Origin of the sequence: Margalitia sp. FSL K6-0131, assembly GCF_038008735.1 — a bacterium.
Lineage (GTDB): Bacteria > Bacillota > Bacilli > Bacillales > Bacillaceae_C > Margalitia > Margalitia shackletonii.
The window spans coordinates 3432553-3455895 of record NZ_JBBOZS010000001.1 but is presented as its reverse complement, the minus strand read 5'-3'; the positions used below and the strand labels follow the sequence as shown (position 1 = coordinate 3455895).

Annotated in this window: 24 protein-coding genes; 23 read left to right on the top strand and 1 reads right to left on the bottom strand. The window is 37.3% G+C overall.

Annotation, left to right across the window (positions count from 1 at the left end):
- Positions 1–78 precede the first annotated feature (78 nt).
- The 15 genes from NSQ59_RS16940 (at position 79) to spoVM (ending at position 14308) form a co-directional block, all read left to right on the top strand.
- Positions 79–954 carry a YicC/YloC family endoribonuclease gene (locus tag NSQ59_RS16940; RefSeq protein ID WP_055740470.1) on the top strand — a complete coding sequence of 292 codons (876 nt, stop codon included), beginning with the start codon at positions 79–81 and terminating at the stop codon, positions 952–954.
- 53 nt (positions 955–1007) lie between these two features.
- Positions 1008–1271 carry an extracellular matrix/biofilm regulator RemA gene (remA, locus tag NSQ59_RS16935; RefSeq protein ID WP_055740469.1) on the top strand — a complete coding sequence of 88 codons (264 nt, stop codon included), beginning with the start codon at positions 1008–1010 and terminating at the stop codon, positions 1269–1271.
- An 11-nt stretch (positions 1272–1282) separates the two neighbouring features.
- Positions 1283–1894, top strand: a complete 612-nt coding sequence (gene gmk / locus NSQ59_RS16930; protein WP_055740468.1) for a guanylate kinase — start codon at positions 1283–1285, stop codon at positions 1892–1894.
- A 1-nt stretch (position 1895) separates the two neighbouring features.
- Positions 1896–2108 (top strand): DNA-directed RNA polymerase subunit omega, encoded by a 213-nt coding sequence (rpoZ, locus tag NSQ59_RS16925; protein WP_055740467.1) that lies wholly within the window; start codon positions 1896–1898, stop codon positions 2106–2108.
- Between the two features lie 250 nt (positions 2109–2358).
- Positions 2359–3576 carry a bifunctional phosphopantothenoylcysteine decarboxylase/phosphopantothenate--cysteine ligase CoaBC gene (gene coaBC / locus NSQ59_RS16920; RefSeq protein WP_055740466.1) on the top strand — a complete coding sequence of 406 codons (1218 nt, stop codon included), beginning with the start codon at positions 2359–2361 and terminating at the stop codon, positions 3574–3576.
- On the top strand, positions 3563–5968 hold the full coding sequence (gene priA / locus NSQ59_RS16915; protein WP_055740465.1) for a primosomal protein N': 2406 nt from the start codon (positions 3563–3565) through the stop codon (positions 5966–5968). The genes coaBC and priA overlap by 14 nt, the downstream gene beginning before the upstream one ends.
- 36 nt (positions 5969–6004) lie before the next feature.
- Positions 6005–6490 carry a peptide deformylase gene (gene def, locus NSQ59_RS16910; RefSeq protein WP_055740464.1) on the top strand — a complete coding sequence of 162 codons (486 nt, stop codon included), beginning with the start codon at positions 6005–6007 and terminating at the stop codon, positions 6488–6490.
- The gene (fmt, locus tag NSQ59_RS16905; RefSeq protein WP_055740463.1) at positions 6487–7431 is read left to right on the top strand and encodes a methionyl-tRNA formyltransferase; all 945 of its coding nucleotides are present in this window, start codon (positions 6487–6489) and stop codon (positions 7429–7431) included. Before def ends, fmt begins: the two co-directional genes overlap by 4 nt.
- Positions 7427–8758 carry a 16S rRNA (cytosine(967)-C(5))-methyltransferase RsmB gene (gene rsmB / locus NSQ59_RS16900; RefSeq protein WP_183101874.1) on the top strand — a complete coding sequence of 444 codons (1332 nt, stop codon included), beginning with the start codon at positions 7427–7429 and terminating at the stop codon, positions 8756–8758. Before fmt ends, rsmB begins: the two co-directional genes overlap by 5 nt.
- A 152-nt stretch (positions 8759–8910) precedes the next feature.
- The gene (locus tag NSQ59_RS16895) at positions 8911–9681 is read left to right on the top strand and encodes a Stp1/IreP family PP2C-type Ser/Thr phosphatase (protein ID WP_055740461.1); all 771 of its coding nucleotides are present in this window, start codon (positions 8911–8913) and stop codon (positions 9679–9681) included.
- On the top strand, positions 9675–11672 hold the full coding sequence (gene pknB / locus NSQ59_RS16890) for a Stk1 family PASTA domain-containing Ser/Thr kinase (protein WP_055740460.1): 1998 nt from the start codon (positions 9675–9677) through the stop codon (positions 11670–11672). Before NSQ59_RS16895 ends, pknB begins: the two co-directional genes overlap by 7 nt.
- A 102-nt stretch (positions 11673–11774) precedes the next feature.
- Positions 11775–12662 carry a ribosome small subunit-dependent GTPase A gene (gene rsgA / locus NSQ59_RS16885; RefSeq protein WP_055740459.1) on the top strand — a complete coding sequence of 296 codons (888 nt, stop codon included), beginning with the start codon at positions 11775–11777 and terminating at the stop codon, positions 12660–12662.
- A gap of 1 nt (position 12663) precedes the next feature.
- Entirely contained in the window at positions 12664–13314 is a 651-nt protein-coding gene (gene rpe, locus NSQ59_RS16880; protein ID WP_055740458.1) for a ribulose-phosphate 3-epimerase, read from the top strand.
- Positions 13315–13369: 55 nt separating this feature from the next.
- The gene (locus NSQ59_RS16875) at positions 13370–14026 is read left to right on the top strand and encodes a thiamine diphosphokinase (RefSeq protein WP_055740457.1); all 657 of its coding nucleotides are present in this window, start codon (positions 13370–13372) and stop codon (positions 14024–14026) included.
- 201 nt (positions 14027–14227) lie between these two features.
- Entirely contained in the window at positions 14228–14308 is an 81-nt protein-coding gene (gene spoVM / locus NSQ59_RS16870; RefSeq protein WP_055740456.1) for a stage V sporulation protein SpoVM, read from the top strand.
- 123 nt (positions 14309–14431) lie between these two features.
- On the opposite strand, the gene rpmB is transcribed toward spoVM, so the two are convergent.
- Positions 14432–14620, bottom strand: coding sequence for a 50S ribosomal protein L28 (gene rpmB, locus NSQ59_RS16865; RefSeq protein WP_055740455.1), 189 nt, complete (start codon positions 14618–14620; stop codon positions 14432–14434).
- 261 nt (positions 14621–14881) lie between these two features.
- Here rpmB and NSQ59_RS16860 point away from each other — a divergent pair, with 261 nt between their 5' ends.
- The 8 genes from NSQ59_RS16860 (at position 14882) to fabD (ending at position 23326) form a co-directional block, all read left to right on the top strand.
- Positions 14882–15244 (top strand): Asp23/Gls24 family envelope stress response protein, encoded by a 363-nt coding sequence (locus NSQ59_RS16860; RefSeq protein WP_055740454.1) that lies wholly within the window; start codon positions 14882–14884, stop codon positions 15242–15244.
- A gap of 18 nt (positions 15245–15262) precedes the next feature.
- A complete protein-coding gene (locus tag NSQ59_RS16855; protein WP_340832346.1) occupies positions 15263–16936 on the top strand; it encodes a DAK2 domain-containing protein in 1674 nt (557 codons plus the stop codon).
- Positions 16937–17032: 96 nt separating this feature from the next.
- Positions 17033–17695, top strand: coding sequence for an L-serine ammonia-lyase, iron-sulfur-dependent subunit beta (gene sdaAB / locus NSQ59_RS16850; RefSeq protein ID WP_055740452.1), 663 nt, complete (start codon positions 17033–17035; stop codon positions 17693–17695).
- Positions 17696–17761: 66 nt separating this feature from the next.
- Positions 17762–18649 (top strand): L-serine ammonia-lyase, iron-sulfur-dependent, subunit alpha, encoded by an 888-nt coding sequence (gene sdaAA / locus NSQ59_RS16845; RefSeq protein ID WP_055740451.1) that lies wholly within the window; start codon positions 17762–17764, stop codon positions 18647–18649.
- Complete coding sequence (recG, locus tag NSQ59_RS16840) at positions 18642–20690, top strand: ATP-dependent DNA helicase RecG (RefSeq protein WP_126646913.1); 2049 nt, start codon at positions 18642–18644, stop codon at positions 20688–20690. Before sdaAA ends, recG begins: the two co-directional genes overlap by 8 nt.
- A gap of 91 nt (positions 20691–20781) precedes the next feature.
- Positions 20782–21369, top strand: a complete 588-nt coding sequence (gene fapR / locus NSQ59_RS16835; RefSeq protein WP_055740449.1) for a transcription factor FapR — start codon at positions 20782–20784, stop codon at positions 21367–21369.
- Between the two features lie 16 nt (positions 21370–21385).
- Positions 21386–22363 carry a phosphate acyltransferase PlsX gene (gene plsX / locus NSQ59_RS16830; RefSeq protein WP_340832344.1) on the top strand — a complete coding sequence of 326 codons (978 nt, stop codon included), beginning with the start codon at positions 21386–21388 and terminating at the stop codon, positions 22361–22363.
- A gap of 24 nt (positions 22364–22387) precedes the next feature.
- Entirely contained in the window at positions 22388–23326 is a 939-nt protein-coding gene (gene fabD / locus NSQ59_RS16825; RefSeq protein WP_055740447.1) for an ACP S-malonyltransferase, read from the top strand.
- The last annotated feature ends 17 nt before the right edge of the window (positions 23327–23343 follow it).

Below are 23343 nucleotides of genomic sequence, written 5' to 3'. Positions count from 1 at the left end.
TAGGATTATCCTGTTACTTCTTTTTTTGTACAAAATGAATTAGTTTTCTCCTTAGTCGGAATGGGAAGTGATATAATAATGGTACTAAGCATGACCGGGTTTGGCAGAAGTAAAAAACAACGGCAGGGTTTCGAAGCTATTGTTGAAATCAAAACAGTAAATCATCGTTTTTCCGAAATTAACGTACGAGTCCCGAGAACTCTACTGAAAATAGAGGAAAAAGTTAAAAAGACAATAAATGAATATATCCATAGAGGACGTATTGAAGTTTTTATCCTGCTTTCTGGGAATGGGGGAACGACGCGCAAGTTACATATTGACTGGAACTTGCTAGATGATTATTATCAATTTATTAGTCAATTAAAAAATAAGTATGATTTACATTCGCAGGTAGATTTGAAAGACCTTTTAACACAACATGATATTGTATCAATAGAAGAGCTAGAAGAAGAAAATAAAGACTTGGAAGAACTTGTCTTACTTGCGGTAAAAGAAGCAATACATAATGTGGTGCAAATGCGGACTGTGGAAGGAGAACAGCTTCATAAGGATATTGTGCATCAGCTAGGGCTTTTTCAAAAATGTCTTGAATTGCTTACCGAATATGCTCCGGCAGTCGTTGAGCAGTATAAAATGCGGATAGAAAAGAAAATCAAAGACTATACAGCTGGACATTTTGATGAATCCAGAGTATTGACGGAAATTGCTATATTTGTTGATAAAGCGGATATAAACGAAGAAATAACAAGACTTGAAAGTCACCTGCTCCAATTTAAAAATAGTCTTTTATTGGATGGTCCGGTGGGAAGAAAATTAGATTTTATGATTCAAGAAATGAACCGAGAAGTTAACACAATAGGTTCCAAAGCCAATGATTCCAAAATTTCGTCTCTAATTGTAGAGATGAAAACGATATTAGAAAAGATGCGGGAACAGGTTCAAAATATTGAGTGATTATTTCCTTGATGAAAAGGTCAAAATAGATTATTGGTAGTTGGGGGATTGTTATGTCTATTAAGCTTATTAATATCGGGTTTGGCAATATAGTATCAGCTAATCGAATGATATCCATTGTAAGTCCGGAATCAGCACCAATCAAACGCCTGGTTCAAGACGCTAGAGACAGAGGAAATTTAATTGATGCAACTTATGGAAGAAGGACCAGAGCTGTAATTATCATGGACAGCGATCATGTTATATTGTCTGCTGTACAGCCTGAAACGGTAGCACATCGGTTAAGTAATAAGGATGACAATGGAGAAGAAGGGTAGGATTTTTTTTGATGAAGGAAAAAGGCTTATTAATTGTTCTTTCTGGTCCATCTGGGGTTGGAAAGGGAACTGTCAGAAAAGCGATATTTTCTGGTGATACCCAATTTGAATATTCTATATCTATGACTACGCGAAAGCCTCGCGAAGGAGAAGTGGATGGAGTAGATTATTTTTTTAAAACTAGGGAAGAATTCGAGGCACTAATCGCTCAAGATAAGCTTTTGGAGTATGCAGAGTATGTAGGGAATTATTATGGAACTCCTGTAGATTATGTAAAAGAAACATTAGAAGCTGGGAAGGATGTTTTCTTAGAAATTGAGGTGCAAGGTGCCAAACAAGTAAGAGATAAATTTCCTGAAGGATTATTTATTTTTCTTGCCCCGCCAAGCCTTAATGAGTTACAATCAAGGATTGTAACGAGAGGTACAGAAACAGATGAGTTAATTCAAAACAGAATGAAAGAAGCAAGAAAAGAAATTGAGCTTATGAGCCTTTATGATTATGTGGTTGAAAATGATCAAGTAGAGGCAGCCTGTGATCGAATTAAAGCAATCGTGCAAGCGGAGCATTGTAGAACAACCCGTGTAGCGCCAAGATATCAAAAAATGTTGGAGGTTGAGTAATATGTTATATCCATCTATTGACAAACTGCTTAAAATTATCGACTCAAAATATTCATTAGTAACTGTTGCTGCCAAACGAGCACGTAATCTTCAAGATGATGGCGGCGGTTTACTAAATAATTTTGTTTCTCAAAAATATGTCGGTAAAGCGTTAGAAGAAATTTATGCAAAAAAATTAGTCATTAAAACAGATGACGAAAACGTTCAAGGATAAGCCGGGAACAACCTATGAAAAAATAGGTTGTTTTTTCTTTTAACCTGACTTTAAATACTTCATAATAATAAGAAAAGCGTAAGCGCCTTGTCCATCGACGTACAAACTGTACGGCTTCGACGCAAGATTTAGGAAACACAGGGAGGTAGTTCAGGAGCTGATGTTGACTTAACGTAGGGAGAAGACCGGAAGTTTGCTAGTCGATAGGCGCTGTAGCTGTACAGATTAAATGAAATTATTGGAGGTTAACATGCTGAATAAGAATATATTATTATGTGTCACTGGTGGTATTGCTGTTTATAAGGCTGCGGCATTAACAAGTAAACTGGTTCAAGCTGGTGCAAAGGTAAAAGTAATTATGTCTAAATCAGCTTGTCAGTTTGTCACACCTTTAACATTCCAAGCACTCTCAAGAAACGATGTTTACACCGATACATTTGACGAAAAACATCCTGAAGTGATCGCTCATATTGATTTGGCTGATTGGGCAGATCTTGTCTTAGTCGCACCCGCAACTGCAAATGTAATTGGAAAATTAGCAAATGGCATCGCAGACGACATGATCACCACGACTTTATTAGCGACAACTGCTCCAGTTTGGATAGCACCTGCTATGAATGTACATATGTATAATCACCCTGCCGTAATCAAAAATATTGAGACTCTTGCAGGTTTCGGATACCAGTTCGTGGAACCAAATGAGGGCTATCTGGCATGTGGTTATGTTGGAAAAGGCAGATTAGAGGAGCCAGAGAAAATTGTTTCGCTTGTAACTAATTACTTTCAAACACAAACAAATATTTTATCAGGACAAACGATTCTCATTACTGCTGGACCAACAAAGGAAATGATAGATCCCGTGCGATATTTGACGAATCGCTCATCTGGTAAGATGGGATATGCTCTTGCGGAAGAAGCAGTAAAAATGGGGGCAAAGGTGATTTTAGTTTCAAGTGTTGATTCCTTGACCACACCAAAGGATGTACAGTTTGTAAAAATCACCAGTGCAGAGGATATGTATCAAGCGGTTATGGATAATTACCAAAAGGCGTCTATTATTATCAAGAGTGCAGCTGTTGCTGATTACCGTCCAAAGGAAATTTCGAATCAAAAGTTAAAGAAAAAAGATGGAAATTTAATCATTGAATTTGAAAGAACGAAAGATATTTTATTAGAACTTGGGAAAAAAGAGGACAAGCCGTTTTTAGTAGGTTTTGCCGCAGAAACGGAAAAAATCGATGAATACGCCTGGAGCAAGTTAGAACGAAAGAATGCGGACATGATTGTAGCTAATGATGTAACCAAAGCAGGTGCAGGGTTTGAGGGTGACACAAACATAGTCACTCTGTATAAAAAGAACCATGAAAAGAAAGAGCTTCCGCTGCTTAGCAAAAATCAAACTGCAAAAGAAATATTATTAGAGATATACAGGGATTTGAAAGAAGGAGTTAAGAATGCAAATAGCTAGCGTAATTGTTGATGTTCCAACAATGCGTACGGATAAAACTTATGATTATCTCATTCCCGAAGAGTGGAAGGATAGGATTTATGCTGGTACAAGAGTTTCTGTCCCGTTTGGCCCGCGTTCGATTCAAGGATTTGTTTTAGATATTCGGGATCATTCCGATATAAATAAATTAAAAGAAATCATTGAACCGCTGGATCTTACTCCTGTATTAAATAAGGAATTATTGCAGTTAGGACATTGGTTAACAGAGAGCACATTATGCTTGAAGGTTTCCGCGTATCAAGCAATGCTCCCATCAGCGATGAAAGCAAAATATAAAAAAATACTTCATCTTGTCTCAAACACGCATGATCCAAATCTGCAAAAAATATTTGGACAAAAAGACGAAATAATGTGGGAAGAAGCGGAAGAAAGAAAAGCACTGCCGTTTTTGCAAAAGGAAGTAAAGAAGGGCAATGTTGAAGTTCGTTATGTTGTAAAGAGCAAAGGAAATAAAAAAATGATTCGCATCTTTCATCTCCTGCTATCAAGAGAGGAGTTAGAAAATATTCTTTTAAGTTACCCAAATAATGCCATTAAACAAAAAAGTATATTAGAGTGTTTCATAAAGATTGGCAAAGACAAATTAACGATAAATGAAATAACGGAGGCAACAGGTGCGACTCTTGCTTCTGTTCGTCCTTTAGTCCAAAAAGGTTACTTAATGGAAAAACAAGAAGAAGTTTATCGGGATCCGTATGAAAATAGAGTATTTAAACGAACAGAAGCTCTGAAGCTAACGGAAGAACAACAAAAAGCTATTGATCCGATTATGCATACTATTGAAGAAAAAAAGCATGAAACGTTTCTTTTATATGGAGTTACGGGCAGCGGAAAAACGGAAGTATACTTGCAATCCATTCAAAGAGTGTTAGACAACGGAAAAGAGGCGATTGTTCTGGTGCCTGAAATCTCCTTAACCCCACAAATGGTTCACCGTTTTAAAGGTCGGTTTGGGGATGACGTAGCGGTTCTTCACAGTGGATTATCCGTTGGTGAACATTACGACGAATGGAGAAAAATCCAAAGGAAAGAAGTAAAAGTCGTTGTCGGAGCGAGATCGGCTATTTTTGCTCCATTTGAAAACCTAGGAATTATCATCATTGATGAAGAACATGAAACAAGCTACAAACAGGAAGAGAATCCGCGTTACCACGCAAGAGATGTAGCTATTTTTCGCGGGAATTATCATAAATGTCCAGTCATTCTCGGAAGTGCAACTCCTTCTCTAGAATCCTTTGCAAGAGCACAAAAAGGTGTATACACACTTCTTACAATGAATAGAAGGATGAATAATAAGGAATTGCCTAATGTTTCAATAGTTGACATGAGAGAAGAACTGCGCGAGGGGAATCGCTCCATTTTCTCTCGGGAATTATTTTCTAAGCTGCAAGATCGTCTCGAGAAAAAACAACAAACTGTTCTATTTTTAAATAAGCGCGGGTATTCTTCTTTCGTCATGTGCAGGGATTGCGGCTTTGTAATCCAGTGTCCGCATTGCGACATTTCATTAACATATCATCGCCATTCAAACCAAATGAAATGTCATTATTGTGGTTATGAGGATTTGGTGCCAACAACATGCCCTGAATGCAATAGCGAGCATATCCGCTATTTTGGAACTGGAACTCAAAAAGTAGAAGAAGAAATCGGCAAACTGCTGCCTGAAGCTAGAGTGATCCGCATGGATGTAGATACGACAAGCAGGAAAGGTGCTCATGAGAAATTACTGCAGCAATTTCAAGAAGGAAAAGCAGATATATTATTAGGGACACAAATGATTGCGAAGGGGTTAGATTTTCCGAATATCACCCTAGTAGGTGTATTAAGTGCAGATACAATGCTGCATTTACCTGATTTCCGATCATCTGAAAAAACATTCCAGCTGTTAACTCAAGTAAGTGGTAGAGCGGGAAGGCATGAACTTGAAGGTGAAGTAGTTATACAAACATATACACCGGAACATTACAGTATTGAACTTGCGGGCACCCAAGACTATAACCGCTTTTATAAACAAGAAATGATCATGCGTAAAATCGGATCATATCCGCCATTCTATTATTTAGCATTGATAACAGTAAGCCACGAAGAGTTAATGAAAGTTGTATCTACAACGGAAAAAATAACGAAATTCATTCGCTCGAAAATATCGGAGGATTCCGTGATTCTAGGTCCTGTAACATCTCCTATCCCTAGAATAAATAATAGATATCGTTATCAATGTCTGATAAAATACAAGCGGGAACCAGACTTAGCCAAAAATCTGCGTTTGGTACTCGAGCATTTCGGAACGTCAAAGCAATCAGAAGGACTAACAATCTCGATTGATGTCAATCCTTATATGATGATGTAAAAAGTATAGATAATTTTTGAAAAGAGGAAACATCTAATGGCAATACTCCAAATTGTAAAGCATCCTGCAGAAATTCTTGAAAAGGAATGCAAATCGGTTACACAATTTGACCGTAAATTGAAAACTTTAGTGAAAAATATGTACGAAACGATGCTGGAAGCTGACGGCGTTGGGTTAGCTGCCCCGCAAATCGGTATTGATCTGCAAATCGCTGTTGTTGATGTTGGCGATGAATTAGGTAGAATTGATTTGATTAATCCTGTCATTTTAGAAACAAGCGGTGAACAAACAGATGTAGAAGGTTGTTTAAGCTTCCCTGGTTTATTTGGTACCGTTTCACGACCGTTTTATGTAAAAGTCCAAGCTCAGGATGTAAAGGGCAGGACATTTGTTATAGAAGCAGAAGAGTTTCTTGCACGAGCAATTCAGCATGAAATAGATCATTTACATGGAATTCTGTTTACATCTAAGGTTTTAAAATATGTAAGTGAGGAAGAGCTAGAGGAGATGGAAAACGAATGACAAAAATTATTTTTATGGGAACTCCTGATTTTTCGGTTCCTGTTCTCGATAGATTAGTAAGTGATGGATACGATGTTACAGCTGTTGTGACTCAGCCTGATCGTCCTGTTGGCAGAAAGCGTGTTTTAACACCACCACCGGTAAAAGTTGCTGCGCTAAAACATAATATTCCTGTCTACCAACCGGAAAAAATAAAAGACCCTGAAGAGCTTGAAAAAATACTAGCCTTAAAGCCTGATTTAATAGTCACCGCGGCATTTGGTCAAATTCTGCCTAAAAAGTTACTGGACGCACCGGAATTTGGTTGTATCAATGTCCATGCATCGCTATTACCTGAGCTCCGTGGTGGTGCCCCGATTCATTATGCGATTTTACAAGGAAAAGAGAAAACGGGAATAACCATTATGTATATGGTGGAAAAATTAGATGCCGGGGATATTATCAGCCAAGTAGAAGTTCCAATTACCGACAATGATAATGTAGGCAGTTTACATGAAAAGTTAAGTAAAGCTGGTGCAGTATTATTATCTGAAACTTTGCCTAGACTCTTAAAAAGAGAAATTCACCCTATTAAACAGGATGAGGCATTGGCAACATTTGCTTCTAATATAAAAAGGGAACAAGAGAAAATTGATTGGTCTCGTAATGGTGAAGAAATATACAATCATATTCGTGGACTTCATCCTTGGCCAGTAGCATACACTTTGTTAGATGGTGAAGTACTGAAGATTTGGTGGGGTGAAAAGGTTTCGATGAAAGAAACATGTCATCCTGGAACCATTGTTGATATTCTTAAAGATGGTATAGTCGTCAGTACAGGAAATAGTACGGCCATCAAAATAACAGAGCTTCAGCCATCCGGAAAAAAGAAAATGCCGGCTGTTCAATTTCTAAATGGAGTAGACAAGGATACCTTAGAAGGTAAAATTTTAGGAGATTAATATGCCAAAAAAAAATGTAAGAGAAGCTGCACTTGATATACTTGAGGCTATAGAAAAACATCAATCCTACAGCAATTTATTATTAAACCAAGTAATTGAAAAAAATCATATTACTGGCCCGGACGTACGTCTGCTTACGGAATTAACCTATGGCACCTTGCAAAGGAAATTAACATTAGATTATTATTTAAAGCCATTTTTGCAAAAAAAGGTAGAGAATTGGGTGTTAAATCTTCTAAGATTGTCACTTTATCAAATGCTGTATTTAGATAAAATTCCTGATCGTGCGATCCTTTTTGAAGCGGTTGAAATTGCAAAAAGACGTAGTCATCGAGGAATTTCAGGAATGGTTAACGGAGTTTTAAGGGCTATTCAGCGAAAAGGGGTACCGTCCTTAGATAATATTAAGGATCCTGTTGAAAGACTTTCCATCGAAACCAGTCACCCTAAGTGGCTAGTTCAAAGGTGGACAGAACAATTCGGATTTGATAAAACGAAAAAAATGTGCGAAACAAATCTTATAGCACCATTACAAACTGCAAGGGTAAATTTAACAAGAAGCTCCCGAGAGGAAGTAATCACTCTACTAGAAAATGAAGGTTTCATCGTACAAGAAAGCCCAATATTAAGTGAAGCTATCCAATCTTTAAAAGGAAATCTAGTCCATTCTGATTGTTATAAAAAAGGACTCATTACCATTCAGGACGAAAGCTCTATGATCGTTGCCAATGTAATGGAAATCGAACCCAATCAGTTAATACTTGATTGTTGTGCAGCTCCTGGCGGAAAAACCACGCATATAGCTGAAAAATTAAATGGAACAGGTAAAGTCATTGCACATGACCTACATGAGCATAAGGTCAAGCTAATAAAGGAGAATGCCGAACGACTAGGTTTACATAATATTGAGACAATTGCCATGGATAGTCGGAAAATTGGTGAGCATTATCCAAAAAACAGTTTTGACCGTGTACTTGTCGATGCACCTTGTTCTGGATTAGGTGTTTTAAGAAGAAAACCCGATATAAAGTATGTAAAGTCATTACAAGATATTGAGGCATTACAAACCATTCAGCATTCAATTTTAGCGGAAGCAGCAGAAATGGTTAAGTCGGGAGGAATCCTTACTTATAGTACTTGTACGGTGGATAAAGAAGAAAACGAAGGTACTGTACAATATTTTCTAGACCGTTTCCCTGATTTTGAAGCATATTCAATTAAAGTCCCTTCCACTATTGAACCTTTTGTTCAACATTACCGCTTGCAAATCTTTCCACAAGATTTTGGAAGTGACGGATTCTTTATTGCATGCTTTAAAAAGAAATAATTTTTGTCGATATACAGCACTTTAGTAGGATATTTCATAAAGTATAGCAGGAAAAATAACTACTTAAGTCGTAAAAGTAAAGCAAGTATTCTGGGAATATAAGCGAGTGTCCCTTGAAATGAGCAATAATGAAGGAACGGGGTGACTGGATTATGGGATATGTAGTAAAAACAGATACAGGGAAGGTTCGTCTAAATAATGAGGATAATGGTGAGATTTTAACGAATAAGTCTGGAATCTATCTTGCTATAGTTGCGGATGGGATGGGTGGTCACAATGCCGGAGACATTGCCAGTGAAATGGCGGTTAATGTTTTAAAAGAGTACTGGGAGAAGTCATTTCCAGTGGGTGGAATCGACGCGGCTATTGCAGAAAAATGGTTACGGGATACAATAGCAGATGTGAATATTAAATTATATGAGCATTCAAGGACAGATAGTAATTTGGATGGGATGGGTACAACTCTCGTTGCGGCTGTTTGCACTAATGATTTTATTACGATAGCGAATATTGGGGATAGCCGCGGTTATCTTTTGAATGAAAATGGTTTTCAGCAATTGACAGAAGACCATACACTTGTAAATGCTTTGGTAAAAACCGGCCAGATATCAAAGGAAGATGCTCAGCATCATCCAAGGAAAAATTTGATACTAAAGGCCTTAGGGACCGAGGAAATAGTTGAGGTCGACATAAAAACAATCCTTGTGGATAATGGTGATTGTTTGTTGCTATGTTCCGATGGATTATATGATAAATTAACAGATACGGAAATAAAAGAAATGATATGTAAGGATGGCCTGACCATGGAAGAGAAAGCACAAACTATGATTGATTTAGCAAACGAAAACGGTGGTGAGGATAATATTACAATCGTTCTCCTTGATTTCCCCTTACCCGATGAAAGCGGGTGTAATAAATGTTAATCGGTAAACGAATTAACGACCGCTATAAAATCATGGATATGATTGGCGGCGGAGGTATGGCGAATGTTTATTTAGCACACGACATGATACTTGACCGTGACGTTGCAATAAAAATATTACGTTTAGATTTTGCAAATGAACAGGAATTTATACATCGTTTTCAAAGAGAGGCACAATCTGCTACAAGTTTGGCTCATCCAAATATTGTTAATATATATGATATTGGAGAAGAAGACGATATTTATTATATTGTTATGGAATTTGTTGATGGCATGACATTAAAGCAATACATACAGCAATATTATCCAATATCAGTAGATAAGGCATTAGATATTATGCAACAGTTAACATCCGCAATATCACATGCACACCAGCATCATATTATTCATCGTGATATTAAACCGCAAAATATCTTGATTGACCATAGTGGAGTTGTAAAGATTACAGACTTTGGCATAGCGATGGCGCTATCTGCAACTGCCATAACCCAAACAAATTCTGTTCTAGGTTCCGTACATTATTTATCTCCTGAACAAGCAAGAGGAGGTATGGCAACTAGAAAGTCTGATATCTATTCCCTTGGAATTGTAATGTTCGAACTCTTAACAGGTAGATTACCATTTTCAGGTGAATCTGCCGTTTCCATTGCATTAAAACATTTGCAATCAGAAACACCTTCTCCGCGCAGGTGGAATTCAGCCATTCCGCAAAGTGTCGAAAATATTATTCTAAAGGCTACTGCAAAGGATCCGTTTCATCGCTACAAAAATGTAGAGGAAATGGAAGAAGATATTCGAACTGCTTTAAATCCGGAACGAATAAACGAACCTAAATTCACTATCCCTGAAGACGATGATGCAACGAAAGTGATTCCAGTAATTACCGACTTAAATTCTGTTTCTAATCGGACAGAAGAAAAAACAGTGATTCTTGGGAAGAATAATGAAAATCAACTTAGTGATGACGAAAATGATTCATCTAATAGTAAGAAAAAAGGAAAGAATAAAAAGCAAAAAAAGAAAAGAAAAAAATGGCCTTGGATTATCGGTTCTATTGTTGTTTTACTGCTTATATTTGCCGGCTTGGTTTTTGCCTATTTACCGGGTATTCTTGGACCTAAAGAAATAAATGTCCCGGATGTTTCAAACAAATCGATTGAAGATGCAATTTCGATTTTAAAAGATAAGGGCTTTGAGATTGGAAAAACGCTAAAATCTTCAAGTGAAGATATTGCTGAGGATCATATTATTAAAACAGATCCAAAGTCGGGAGAGTCTGTAAAGGAAGGTACGACGATAAATCTTTACATTAGTACTGGTAAAGAAAAATACACTATATCAGATTATAAAGGGCAACAATATGATACTGTTTACCAATTATTGGATGCTCAAGGCTTTAAAAATATTATTAAAAATGAAGTATACGATGATAGTGCAGTAGGAACCATTATTGACCAAGACCAATCTCCTGATTCAGAAGTAATCCCTGGGGATACTGTTATTACTTTTACTGTTAGCAAAGGTCAGGAAAAAATCACTTTGAAGGATTTAACCGATTATAACGAAAAAAGCTTAAAGGATTATGCGGATGAAACAGGTTTAATTATCGATATGTCAAAACGGGACTATTCCGATACTGCTCCTGAAGGTACAGTTATAAGTCAGTCTCCTGACGCTGGAACAGAGCTGGTAAAAGGGGATAAAGTCAAAGTTGTTATTTCAAAAGGACCAAAAGCGATACCTCCGAAAACAGTAGAAAAAGAAATTGACATCCCATATGATCCGTCAGAGGATGGCAAGCCTCAGAAGGTGCAAATTTATATAGATGATGCAGATCATACTATGTTACAACCCGTTGAAACCATTAATATTACAGAAGACACTAAAAAGCGGCTTGAATTTAAGATAGAAAAGGGTAAACAAGCTACTTACAGAATAATGGGTGATAAAGGGGTAATCTTGGAGGATGTGGTTCCATATCCTGGAGACTGAAGTAGTTCACATGTTGTATTTTACCCGCCACAGGGAGGAGAGAGGGAAATCCACTAGCCGATAGACCTTGTAACTAGATGTAAATAAGATAGGAGTGATGCAATGCCAAAGGGAAAAATCATAAAAGCATTAAGTGGATTTTATTATGTCCTTAACGATGGAAATTTGATTCAATGTCGCGGCAGAGGAGTTTTTCGGAAAAATAAAATAACCCCTTTAGTTGGTGACTATGTAGAATATCAAGCGGAAAATGACCGCGAAGGATATATAATGGAAATATTACCAAGAGAAAATGAGCTGATACGTCCGCCAATATCCAATGTGGATCAAGCAATTTTATTGTTTTCCGCTAAAGAGCCGGATTTCAGTACAGCCTTATTAGACCGCTTTTTAGTGTTGGTGGAGGCAAATGAAATAACACCTATTATTTGTGTTACTAAAATGGATCTTTTGCAGAATAATGAAATAGAATTAATCGAATCTTATGCAAGCGACTATAGGTCTATTGGATACGAAGTTTTTCTCACTTCTTCGAAAAGGAATGAAGGGGTAGATATAATCCTTGAAAAATTAAAAGGCAAAACAAGTGTTTTTGCCGGTCAATCAGGTGTTGGAAAATCCTCCCTGTTAAATGCTCTTAATCCAAATTTGTCCATAAAAACGGATGATATATCTACACATCTAGGGCGTGGGAGACATACAACGAGGCATGTTGAATTAATAGAAATTGCGAATGGGAAAGGTCTTGTCGCGGATACTCCAGGATTTAGCTCCCTTGATTTTGATGAACTTGAGGCCGAGTATTTGGGCAATTGTTTCCCTGAAATGGAAAGTCGCAAGTCTGAGTGTAAATTTCGCGGGTGTCTCCATCTTAATGAGCCTAAATGTGCGATAAAAGCTGCGGTAGAGGAGAAGGAAATACCGGAATATCGTTATCAGCATTATTTGCAATTTTTACAAGAAATTAAAGACAGAAAGCCGAGGTATTAAAATGTTTAAAATTGCACCATCTATATTATCCGCTGACTTTTCAAAATTAGCTGAAGAAATTATCGATGTTGAAAACGGTGGTGCGGATTACATTCATATTGATGTAATGGATGGACATTTCGTTCCAAATATTACGATAGGACCTATCGTTGTGGAAGCAATTCGTCCAATTACAAAACTTCCATTGGATGTTCATTTAATGATACAGAATCCGGATCAATATATTGAAGCATTTGCGAAAGCTGGTGCTGACTATATATCTGTTCATGTGGAAGCTTGTCCGCATCTTCATCGCACCATACAACATATCAAATCATTTGGTGTAAAAGCGGGTGTCGTTTTAAATCCGGCGACACCAGTAGAAATGATTGAGCACATTATAAATGATGTGGATTTAGTATTACTAATGACCGTGAATCCTGGATTTGGCGGACAAAGCTTTATTCCATCTGTTTTGCCTAAAATTAAAAAGGTGAAGGAATTAGCTGATAAGAATGGATTAAATATTGAAATAGAAGTCGATGGCGGTGTAAATTCAAAAACGGCTAAGCTATGTGTGGATGCGGGAGCAAATGTATTGGTTGCGGGATCTGCAATTTATAATCAAGAAAATAGAAGACAAGCTATCGAAGCAATAAAACAATTCAAATGAAAAAAGTCAGCTCTTGTGCTGGCTTTTTTCATAAAAAAATTGGGTGATGACGTAAATGGAAAAGATCATTAATATCGTAGCGGGTGGTCCTGCCTCTTATATTCCAAATTTAAGCTTATATACAGGAGAAGGAAATATTTGGGTAGGTGTAGATTATGGAGTATATCATTTAATCAAAAATGGGATTAATCCTGATTTTGCATTTGGAGATTTTGATTCTGTGTCTGATGAAGAATGGGAAAAAATTAAAGAAAAGACAGTTAAAATCATGGAGTATATTCCGGAAAAAGATGAAACGGATTTAGAACTGGCCTTACAATGGGCAATAACAAAAAAACCACAAAAAATTAATATATTTGGAGCGACAGGCGGAAGAGCTGATCATTATTTTGCGAATGCCTTTTTATTAATACGCGAGGATATTTTACATACAAATTGTGAAATTGAACTAATTGACTGCCAAAATCGGATAACAGCACATTTGCCAGGGACATATTCGCTTCAAAAGATAAATGATTTAAAATACATATCCTTTATTCCTTTAACATCTGAAATTAAGAACATCAACTTAATTGGATTTAAATATCCTCTAAAGAATAAAAATGTCAAACAAGGCACTACTCTCTGTATAAGTAATGAACTTCTTGAAGATTCCGGTACTTTTTCTTTTCATTCAGGCATATTATTGATGGTAAGAAGTAAAGACATTTAATTCAGTGCCCGATTTTTGAAGGGTATCGTACTTATTGTTTTATTATTGAATATAATAGTACCGAAAACTAGAGAATGCCTATTTTCACAGTTCCCGAGAGAACTATTTCAATGTTTAAGATATTGCCATAGATTATATAATCCACTTGGGAATGTTTCTGTGAATCATTGTTTGCTTTCAGATTGATGAGGAGGGAAATAAATGAAATTTTATACGATTAAATTGCCTAGATTTATTGGCGGCATTGTCCGAGCGATGTTAGGTACTTTTAAAAAGGGATAATATTTAAAATATATAAGCAGGTTTTTATTCGCACCCAATTGGGTGCATTTATTTTGAAGAAGATGCAGTCTTATCTACGAAAAAAACATCCATGTAAACCATGGATGTTTTTTTACATTTTTATTAAACACGTTCTACTTTTCCGGATCTTAATGCTCTGGCAGAAACCCAAACACGCTTAGGTTTACCGTCAACTAGGATACGAACTTTTTGAAGATTTGCTCCCCAAGTACGTTTATTAGCATTCATCGCATGAGAACGAGAATTACCAGAACGAGTCTTACGTCCAGTGATTACACATTTTTTTGGCATATAATTCCCCTCCTTACTACTGAAGTAAACATATCATTTGTTTCATCACTTCAATATTCGTCATTAAAGATACCTTAATAATTTATCATACAACCTGTAATAATGCAACACTTCAACGATATACTTTCAAGGGAATATTCTTGACAAATCGAAAAGCGGGGCTAGCCAAAAAAGAGATTCGACTTTAAAAAACACCTATAGTATAGTAAAATGACGATAGCTTCAACAATATTTCGTGATATTAACTAGGGGGAACGAATAATGTCCATTGAAATGAAAACGGTTTACGGTCAAATTGATATTTCAAATGATGTAATTGCAACAATTGCAGGCGGTGCGGCGGTGGATTGTTATGGCATTGTTGGTATGGCCTCAAAGAATCAAATCAAAGATGGTATTACAGACATTTTACGCAAGGACAATTTCTCTCGCGGTGTTATTGTTCGCCAGGAAAATGATGAAGTACATATTGATATGTACATAATAGTAGGATATGGAACGAAAATTTCCGAAATTGCTCATAATGTACAATCAAAGGTTAAATATATTTTGGATAAGACAATCGGCTTGTCCGTTCATTCAATTAATATTTTTGTTCAAGGAGTTCGGGTGACAAACCCGTAATAAGGGAGGATACTATTAGTGTTAATGACATCATTGGATGGGAAACGTTTTGCAGAAATGATCATAAGTGGAGCCAATAACTTATCCGCAAATGCGATTAGGGTGGATGCATTGAACGTTTTTCCGGTTCCTGACGGTGATACTGGAACAAATATGAATTTATCCATGACATCTGGCGCCAAAGAGGTGCAAAAAAATGTACAAGACCATATTGGACATGTGGCATCTGCCTTTGCGAAAGGTTTACTTATGGGGGCGCGCGGGAATTCAGGTGTAATATTGTCACAGCTATTTCGCGGTTTTGGAAAGTTCATTGAATCAAAAGAGACCATCACAAGCTTAGAATTTGCTGCTGCTCTAGAAGCTGGGGTGGACTCGGCATATAAAGCGGTAATGAAACCGGTAGAAGGGACAATATTAACGGTAGCCAAAGATGCCGCAAAACAAGCTTTACAAACAGCAAAGAAACATAACGATTTAATTTTAGTCATGGAGGAAACGGTGAAAGAGGCAAAAGCCTCTTTAAATCGTACACCGGAACTTTTGCCTGTTTTAAAGGAAGTTGGAGTTGTTGACAGCGGTGGGCAGGGTCTTGTCTGTGTGTATGAAGGATTTCTCGCAGAATTAAAAGGAGAACCTGTTAATTCAGCTCCTGAAGTACCTTCCATGACGGAATTAGTAAGTGCAGAACATCACAAAAGTGTGCAAGGATTCATGAACACGGAAGATATTAAGTTTGGATATTGTACAGAAATAATGGTGAAATTAGACAAGGAAAAACTTCGAAAACATCCATTTTCAGAAGAGCAATTCCGCAATGATTTAAGCCATTATGGAGATTCTTTATTGGTTATTTCCGATGATGAGCTTGTAAAGGTTCATGTACACTCGGAAACACCAGGAGAGGTCCTTTCCTATGGTCAAAAATACGGTAGCTTAATTAAAATTAAAATAGAGAATATGCGGGAACAGCATAGTTCCATTGTCGAAAAAACACACAACACTTTAAACACTGACCTACCTCCTGAGGAAAAGAAGGAATTCGGCATTGTGACCGTATCAATGGGAGAAGGAATAGCTGAACTATTTAAAAGCATTGGCGCCTCCACTGTAATTGAAGGCGGACAAACAATGAATCCAAGTACAGAGGATTTGTTAAAATCGATTAAAGCGGCTAATGCAAGCAAAGTGTTTATTCTTCCAAATAATAAAAACATTATTATGGCTGCAGAACAGGCAGCTGAGGTAGCAGATGAAGAAGTGATTGTCATCCCTTCTAAAACCGTGCCACAAGGTATGACTGCGTTATTAGCTTTTAATCCATCCATGTCTATGGAGGAAAATATAAAGTCGATGAATCAAGCGCTGCAGCATGTAAAGTCAGGTCAAATTACTTACGCTGTTCGTGATACCAATATAGATGGCATAACCATCAATAAAAATGATTTTATGGGAATTCTTGATGGGAAAATTGTCGAGAACAATCAAGATGTAATTTTGGCAGCAAAAGGGCTATTGCAAAAAATGCTGGATGAAGATGCCGAAATTCTTACCATTTTGTACGGGGAAGATGTTCAGAATGAGCAGCTTAACAAGCTTGTTGAATTCGTCCATGAAAATTATGGGGATATAGAAGTAGAGGTTCATAATGGAAAACAACCAATATATTCATATATCTTTGCAGTAGAGTAAGTGGTTAAATAGAGGTGTAACCTTAATATCCTTTAAACAAAAAATGCATAGAATAAAGAAGAAATAGGTCTTCCTTATATGAGGGGAGTAATGTTGATGAAGTACAAAAGTGTTTTTGATATAATAGGTCCTGTCATGATTGGACCTTCCAGTTCGCACACTGCAGGTGCAGCAAGAATAGGTAGAGTTGCTCGTACACTATTTGGCAGAGAGCCAAAATGGGCAAAAATATATTTTTATGGATCATTCGCAAAAACATATAAAGGCCATGGAACAGATGTCGCCATTATTGGCGGATTATTGGATTTTGATACATTCGATGAACGGATTATTTCAGCAATGGATATTGCGAAAGAAAGACAAATTTCGATTGAATTTATCGAATCAGAAGAAGTCCCAGATCATCCCAATACAGCTAAAATCCAAATTGGCGATGAAGAGAGCGAATTAGAGCTTGTCGGAATTTCAATTGGCGGCGGTAAAATAGAAATCACTGAATTAAATGGTTTTCAATTAAAGCTGTCCGGACACCATCCTGCCATTTTAGTTGTACACAATGATCGCTTTGGGGCAATTGCTGCTGTTGCGAACATCCTTTCTAAATATGAAATTAATATTGGTCATATGGACGTTTCAAGAAAAGAGAAAGGGAAAATGGCTTTAATGACCATTGAAGTAGATCAAAATATTGGTCAAGATATAATAGATGAAATTCAAGCGTTACCAATTGTTACACAAGTAACAAGAATTGTAGAATAAACTGCTAGTTTAATTGAAGAGAGATTATGGTAGCGTTTGCGAAAATGATTATAAGGGGGTTCTCCCATGTTTCGAAATGTAGCAGAATTAGTTGAGTTAGCTGAATCCCAAAATAAAAAAATATCCGAAATTATGATTGAACAAGAAATGGATGTTACGGGAAGAACACGTGAAGAAATATATTCTCAAATGGATAAAAGCTTACAAGTAATGGAAGAAGCAATTGAACGCGGTATTCGTGGAGTAACTTCACATTCCGGATTAACCGGCGGAGATGCTGTTTTGCTCCAAAAATATATTGAAAAAGGTAATTTCTTATCCGGTGAAACAATTCTTGATGCTGTCAGTAAAGCGGTAGCAACAAATGAAGTAAATGCCGCAATGGGAACTATCTGTGCTACCCCTACTGCTGGGTCTGCAGGGGTTGTACCGGGTACATTATTTGCTGTGAAAAACAAACTTAATCCGACTAGGGAGCAAATGGTCCATTTCTTGTTTACATCTGGTGCATTTGGTTTTGTTGTAGCAAATAATGCTTTCATCTCTGGTGCAGCAGGTGGTTGTCAAGCTGAGGTTGGTTCTGCTGCTGGAATGGCGGCTGCCGCTATAGTAGAAATGGCTGGTGGCACTCCATCGCAAAGTGCACATGCGATGGCAATCACTTTAAAAAATATGTTAGGACTAGTTTGTGATCCGGTTGCAGGGCTGGTTGAAGTACCATGTATTAAACGAAATGCCATGGGTGCTGCAAATGCAATGGTTGCAGCAGATATGGCATTGGCTGGTGTAACAAGTAGAATACCTTGTGATGAAGTAATTGATGCAATGTTTAAAATAGGGCAAAGAATGCCAACGGCGTTAAAGGAAACGGCTGAAGGAGGATTAGCGGATACACCAACTGGCCGTAGACTGGAAGCAAAAATTTTTGGGATGCCGCTTGTGTCTGATGAATAAATCATTGCAAGATTCCGTATCAATGATAAAAGGAGTAGGAGAGGATGCGGAAAGTAACTTAGCAGTAATGGGGATATTTACTGTTGGGGATTTACTTGAGCACTTCCCTTATCGATATGACGACTATCGTTTAAGAGATTTACAAGAAGTAAAACACGAGGAAAGAATAACGGTAGAGGGGAAGGTTCATAGTGAGCCTTCTCTTGTCTTTTATAATCGAAAACGTTCCAGATTAACTGTTCATTTATTAGTAGGAAGATATTTAATCAAGGTTATCTTTTTTAATCAGCCCTATTTAAAAAAGAAAATAAATATTCAAGATACAATTACCGTTACAGGAAAATGGGATCAGCATCGCCAAACAATTACGGCCGGGGAAATGAAAATTGGTCCATATCAAATGACAACAGAATTTGAACCTGTATATTCTATCAGAGGAAAATTGTCTGTAAAACAATTGAGAAAATTCATCAAACAAGCCTATCAAGATTATAGCAATGAAATAAAAGAAAATATTCCTGCATTTCTGAGAGAGAAATATAAACTTCTAGATAGGAAAGAAGCTATCTTTTCTTTACATTTCCCTAAATCACAGGCAGATGTGAAACAGGCAAGGAGAAGAATAGTCTATGAGGAATTTTTATTTTTCCAACTAAAAATGCAGGCGTTGCGTAAGTTTGAAAGAGAAAATTCCGGTGGAGTTTCTCACCAATATGATTTAACAAAGCTAAAAGAATTTATTTCTTCTTTGCCATTTCCGTTAACAAATGCACAAAAAAGGGTTGTAAATGAAATTTGTGCAGATCTGAAATCGCCTATTAGGATGAATCGGCTCTTGCAAGGTGATGTAGGTTCAGGGAAAACGGCAGTGGCTGCTATAGCTCTGTATGCGAGTGTTACCGCCGGATACCAAGGGGCTTTAATGGTGCCTACAGAAATATTAGCCGAACAGCATGCTGATTCCTTATTTCAATTACTAGAGCCGATGGGGGTAAGACTTGCATTATTAACAAGCTCCGTAAAAGGAAAGAAAAGAAATGAGCTGTTGGAAAGATTAAAAGATGGGGAAATCGATATCTTAATAGGAACACATGCATTGATTCAGCAGGATGTTTTCTTTCACAAACTCGGTCTAGTTATTACTGACGAACAACATCGCTTTGGTGTGGAACAAAGAAGAATATTAAGAGAAAAAGGGGAAACACCTGATGTTCTTTTCATGACAGCAACGCCTATACCGCGAACTTTGGCAATTACGGCGTTTGGTGAAATGGATGTTTCGACCATCGATGAGATGCCCGCAGGCAGGAAAACGATTGAAACGTATTGGGTAAAGCATGAAGTTTTAGAACGGGTACTAGGATTTGTTGAAAAGGAATTATCACAAGGCAGACAAGCATATATTATTTGCCCCCTCATTGAAGAATCCGATAAGTTAGATGTTCAAAATGCGATTGATGTATATGATATGCTTTCCAACTACTACAGTAATAAATATCGAGTTGGCCTTATGCATGGGAGGCTCCCTGCACAGGAAAAAGATGAGGTAATGAATTTATTTAGCAAGAATGAGGTTCAAATTCTTGTTTCTACAACGGTAGTAGAGGTTGGCGTAAACGTTCCGAATGCAACTATAATGGTCATTTATGATGCCGAAAGATTCGGATTATCACAGCTTCATCAGCTGCGTGGTCGTGTAGGGAGAGGAAGTGCACAATCATTTTGCGTTTTATTAGCAGATCCAAAGACAGAGGTAGGAAAAGAAAGAATGAAAATCATGACGGAAACGAATGATGGTTTTGTATTAAGTGAAAAGGATTTGGAGCTAAGAGGACCAGGTGATTTCTTTGGGAAGAAGCAAAGCGGCTTACCGGAGTTTAAAGTGGCAGATATGGTTCATGATTATCGAACATTAGAAACTGCTAGAAAAGATGCTATGGAATTAATTCATTTGGATGATTTCTGGACTAATCCAGAATATCTAAGCCTAAAGGCATTTTTAGAACACGCAGGAATAATGGATGGGGAAAAACTAGATTAGCAGGGAGAAAGATTAGGTGAATCTTGCATTCTTCTCCCCCTTTTTATATACTACTATTAGTACCAAGTCCTAATATCGTGTGGTGTTAAAAATGAGAATGGTGAAAAAAGATAGACAAAAACAATTATTAAAAACAATAAAAGAAAACCCATTCATTACAGATGAAGAGCTTTCAGAAAAATTCAGCGTTAGTGTACAAACCATTCGTCTTGATCGTTTAGAATTATCGATTCCGGAGCTTCGGGAAAGAATAAAAAATGTAGCGGAAAAACAATTTGGCGATGAAGTAAAGGCTCTGCCGATTGATGAAGTAATAGGAGAAATCATTGATATTGAATTGGATAGAAGTGCGATTTCAATATTTGATGTTCGGAAGGAACATGTCTTTAAACGGAATTCAATTGCACGGGGACACCATCTATTCGCCCAGGCTAATTCTTTAGCGGTCGCAGTGATTAATGATGAATTAGCCTTAACTAGCAAAGCGAACATTCATTTTACCCATTCTGTCAAAGAGGGGGAGAGAGTCATAGCGAAGGCAAAGGTTCGCGAACCTAAAGTCGGCGATAGAACTATTGTTGATGTGAATAGTTATGTAGGAAATAGGCTCGTATTTACGGGTGATTTTGAAATGTATCGAAACAGTAAAAGTGATGATTCGCAGGTGAAATTGAATTAAAAAGGATGAAAATAAGATGAAAATTGCAATAGATGCTATGGGTGGAGATCATGCCCCAAAGGAAATTGTTTTGGGTGTTAATAAAGCAATCCAGGAATTTAAGGATGTTGAAATCCTTTTATATGGGGTTGAATCACAAATAAATCAATATTTACAGGCAGACCCTAGAGTACAAGTTATACATACAGATGAGGTCATAACAGGTTCAGATGAACCCGTTAAGGCAGTAAGAAGAAAAAAGAATGCATCTATGGTATTAATGGCCCAAGCAGTTGCAAATGGTGAGGCAGATGCTTGCATTTCCGCTGGGAATACCGGCGCATTAATGGCTTCCGGTCTTTTTATTGTGGGAAGAATCGAAGGGATTGAACGCCCTGCGCTTGCTCCAACCCTACCTACTATTGATGGGAAAGGTTTTGTAATGTTAGACCTTGGAGCAAATGCTGAGGCGAAACCGGAACATCTTGTCCAATATGCTATTATGGGTTCTATTTATGCAAATAAAGTACGGGGAATAAATAATCCAAGAGTTGGCCTTCTCAATATTGGAACGGAAGAAAAGAAGGGTAATGAACTAACAAAAAAAGCCTTTGAATTATTAAAAGAGGTTGATATAAATTTTGTTGGAAACATTGAATCTCGTGATTTGCTAAATGGTCCGGCAGATGTTGTGGTAACAGATGGTTTCACAGGCAATATGGTTTTGAAATCCATTGAAGGTACTGCCTCTTCCGTCTTTTCATTATTAAAGAAGACTCTAACAAGCAGTTTCAAAAGCAAAATTGCAGCCCTTTTGGTAAAATCAGATTTGCTTGAGCTGAAAAATATGATGGATTATTCGGAGTATGGAGGAGCCGGGTTATTCGGAATCAAAGCTCCTGTCATCAAAGCACATGGTTCATCTAATGCAAATGCATTATATAATGCAGTTCGCCAAGCGCGTGAAATGGTGCAGCATGATGTTACAAAAACGATTAAAGATGCCATTAATTAAGAACTTTTTAAGGAGAATTGAAAAATGAAAAAGATTGCTTACGTATTTCCAGGTCAAGGTTCCCAAGCGGTTGGGATGGGACAATCTGTAGCTGAGGCAAATTCCAATGCAAAAAAAATATTTGAACAAGCTGACAGTCGTTTAGGTTATTCACTTTCCGATATAATTTTTAACGGCCCAATTGAAACACTTACTTTAACAACAAATGCACAGCCTGCGTTGCTAACAACAAGTATAGCTATTATGCAATGTCTTCAAGCATCTGGCATACAACCTGATTACACTGCTGGACATAGCTTAGGAGAATATACTGCATTAGTGGCTTCTGGTGCAATTAACTTCGAAGATGCGGTATATGCAGTACATAAGCGCGGAGAGTATATGGAAGAAGCAGTTCCAAATGGGGAAGGAACGATGGCTGCTGTATTAGGCTTAGATCGAGATGTATTAAAAGAGGTGACAGAGGAAGTTACGTCAAACGGAAACTCGGTGCAATTAGCGAATCTTAATTGTCCAGGGCAAATTGTTATCTCTGGTACTGTCAAAGGTGTTGAGGAAGCATCCGCACTTGCAAAGGAAAAGGGAGCGAAACGTGCACTTCCATTACAAGTGAGCGGTCCTTTTCATTCTCAACTAATGAAGCCTGCTGCTGAAAAATTTAAACAAGTTCTGCAGGAAATAAATATTGTAGATGCACAGATTCCCGTTATTGCTAATGTTACGGCTGAACCGATGACGAATTCTGAAGATATCAAAGAGAAGCTTATAGAACAATTATACTCTCCTGTTCAATGGGAAGATTCAGTAAGAAAAATGGTGGATCTTGGTGTAGATACTTTTATTGAGATTGGGCAGGGGAAAGTTTTATCTGGTCTTATTAAAAAGATTAACAAAGAAGTAAAAGTCTACTCTATTCAAGATATGGAAAGCTGTGCTCAAGTAGTGGAAGAACTAAAAGCTTAAATTATTTTGGCCAAAAA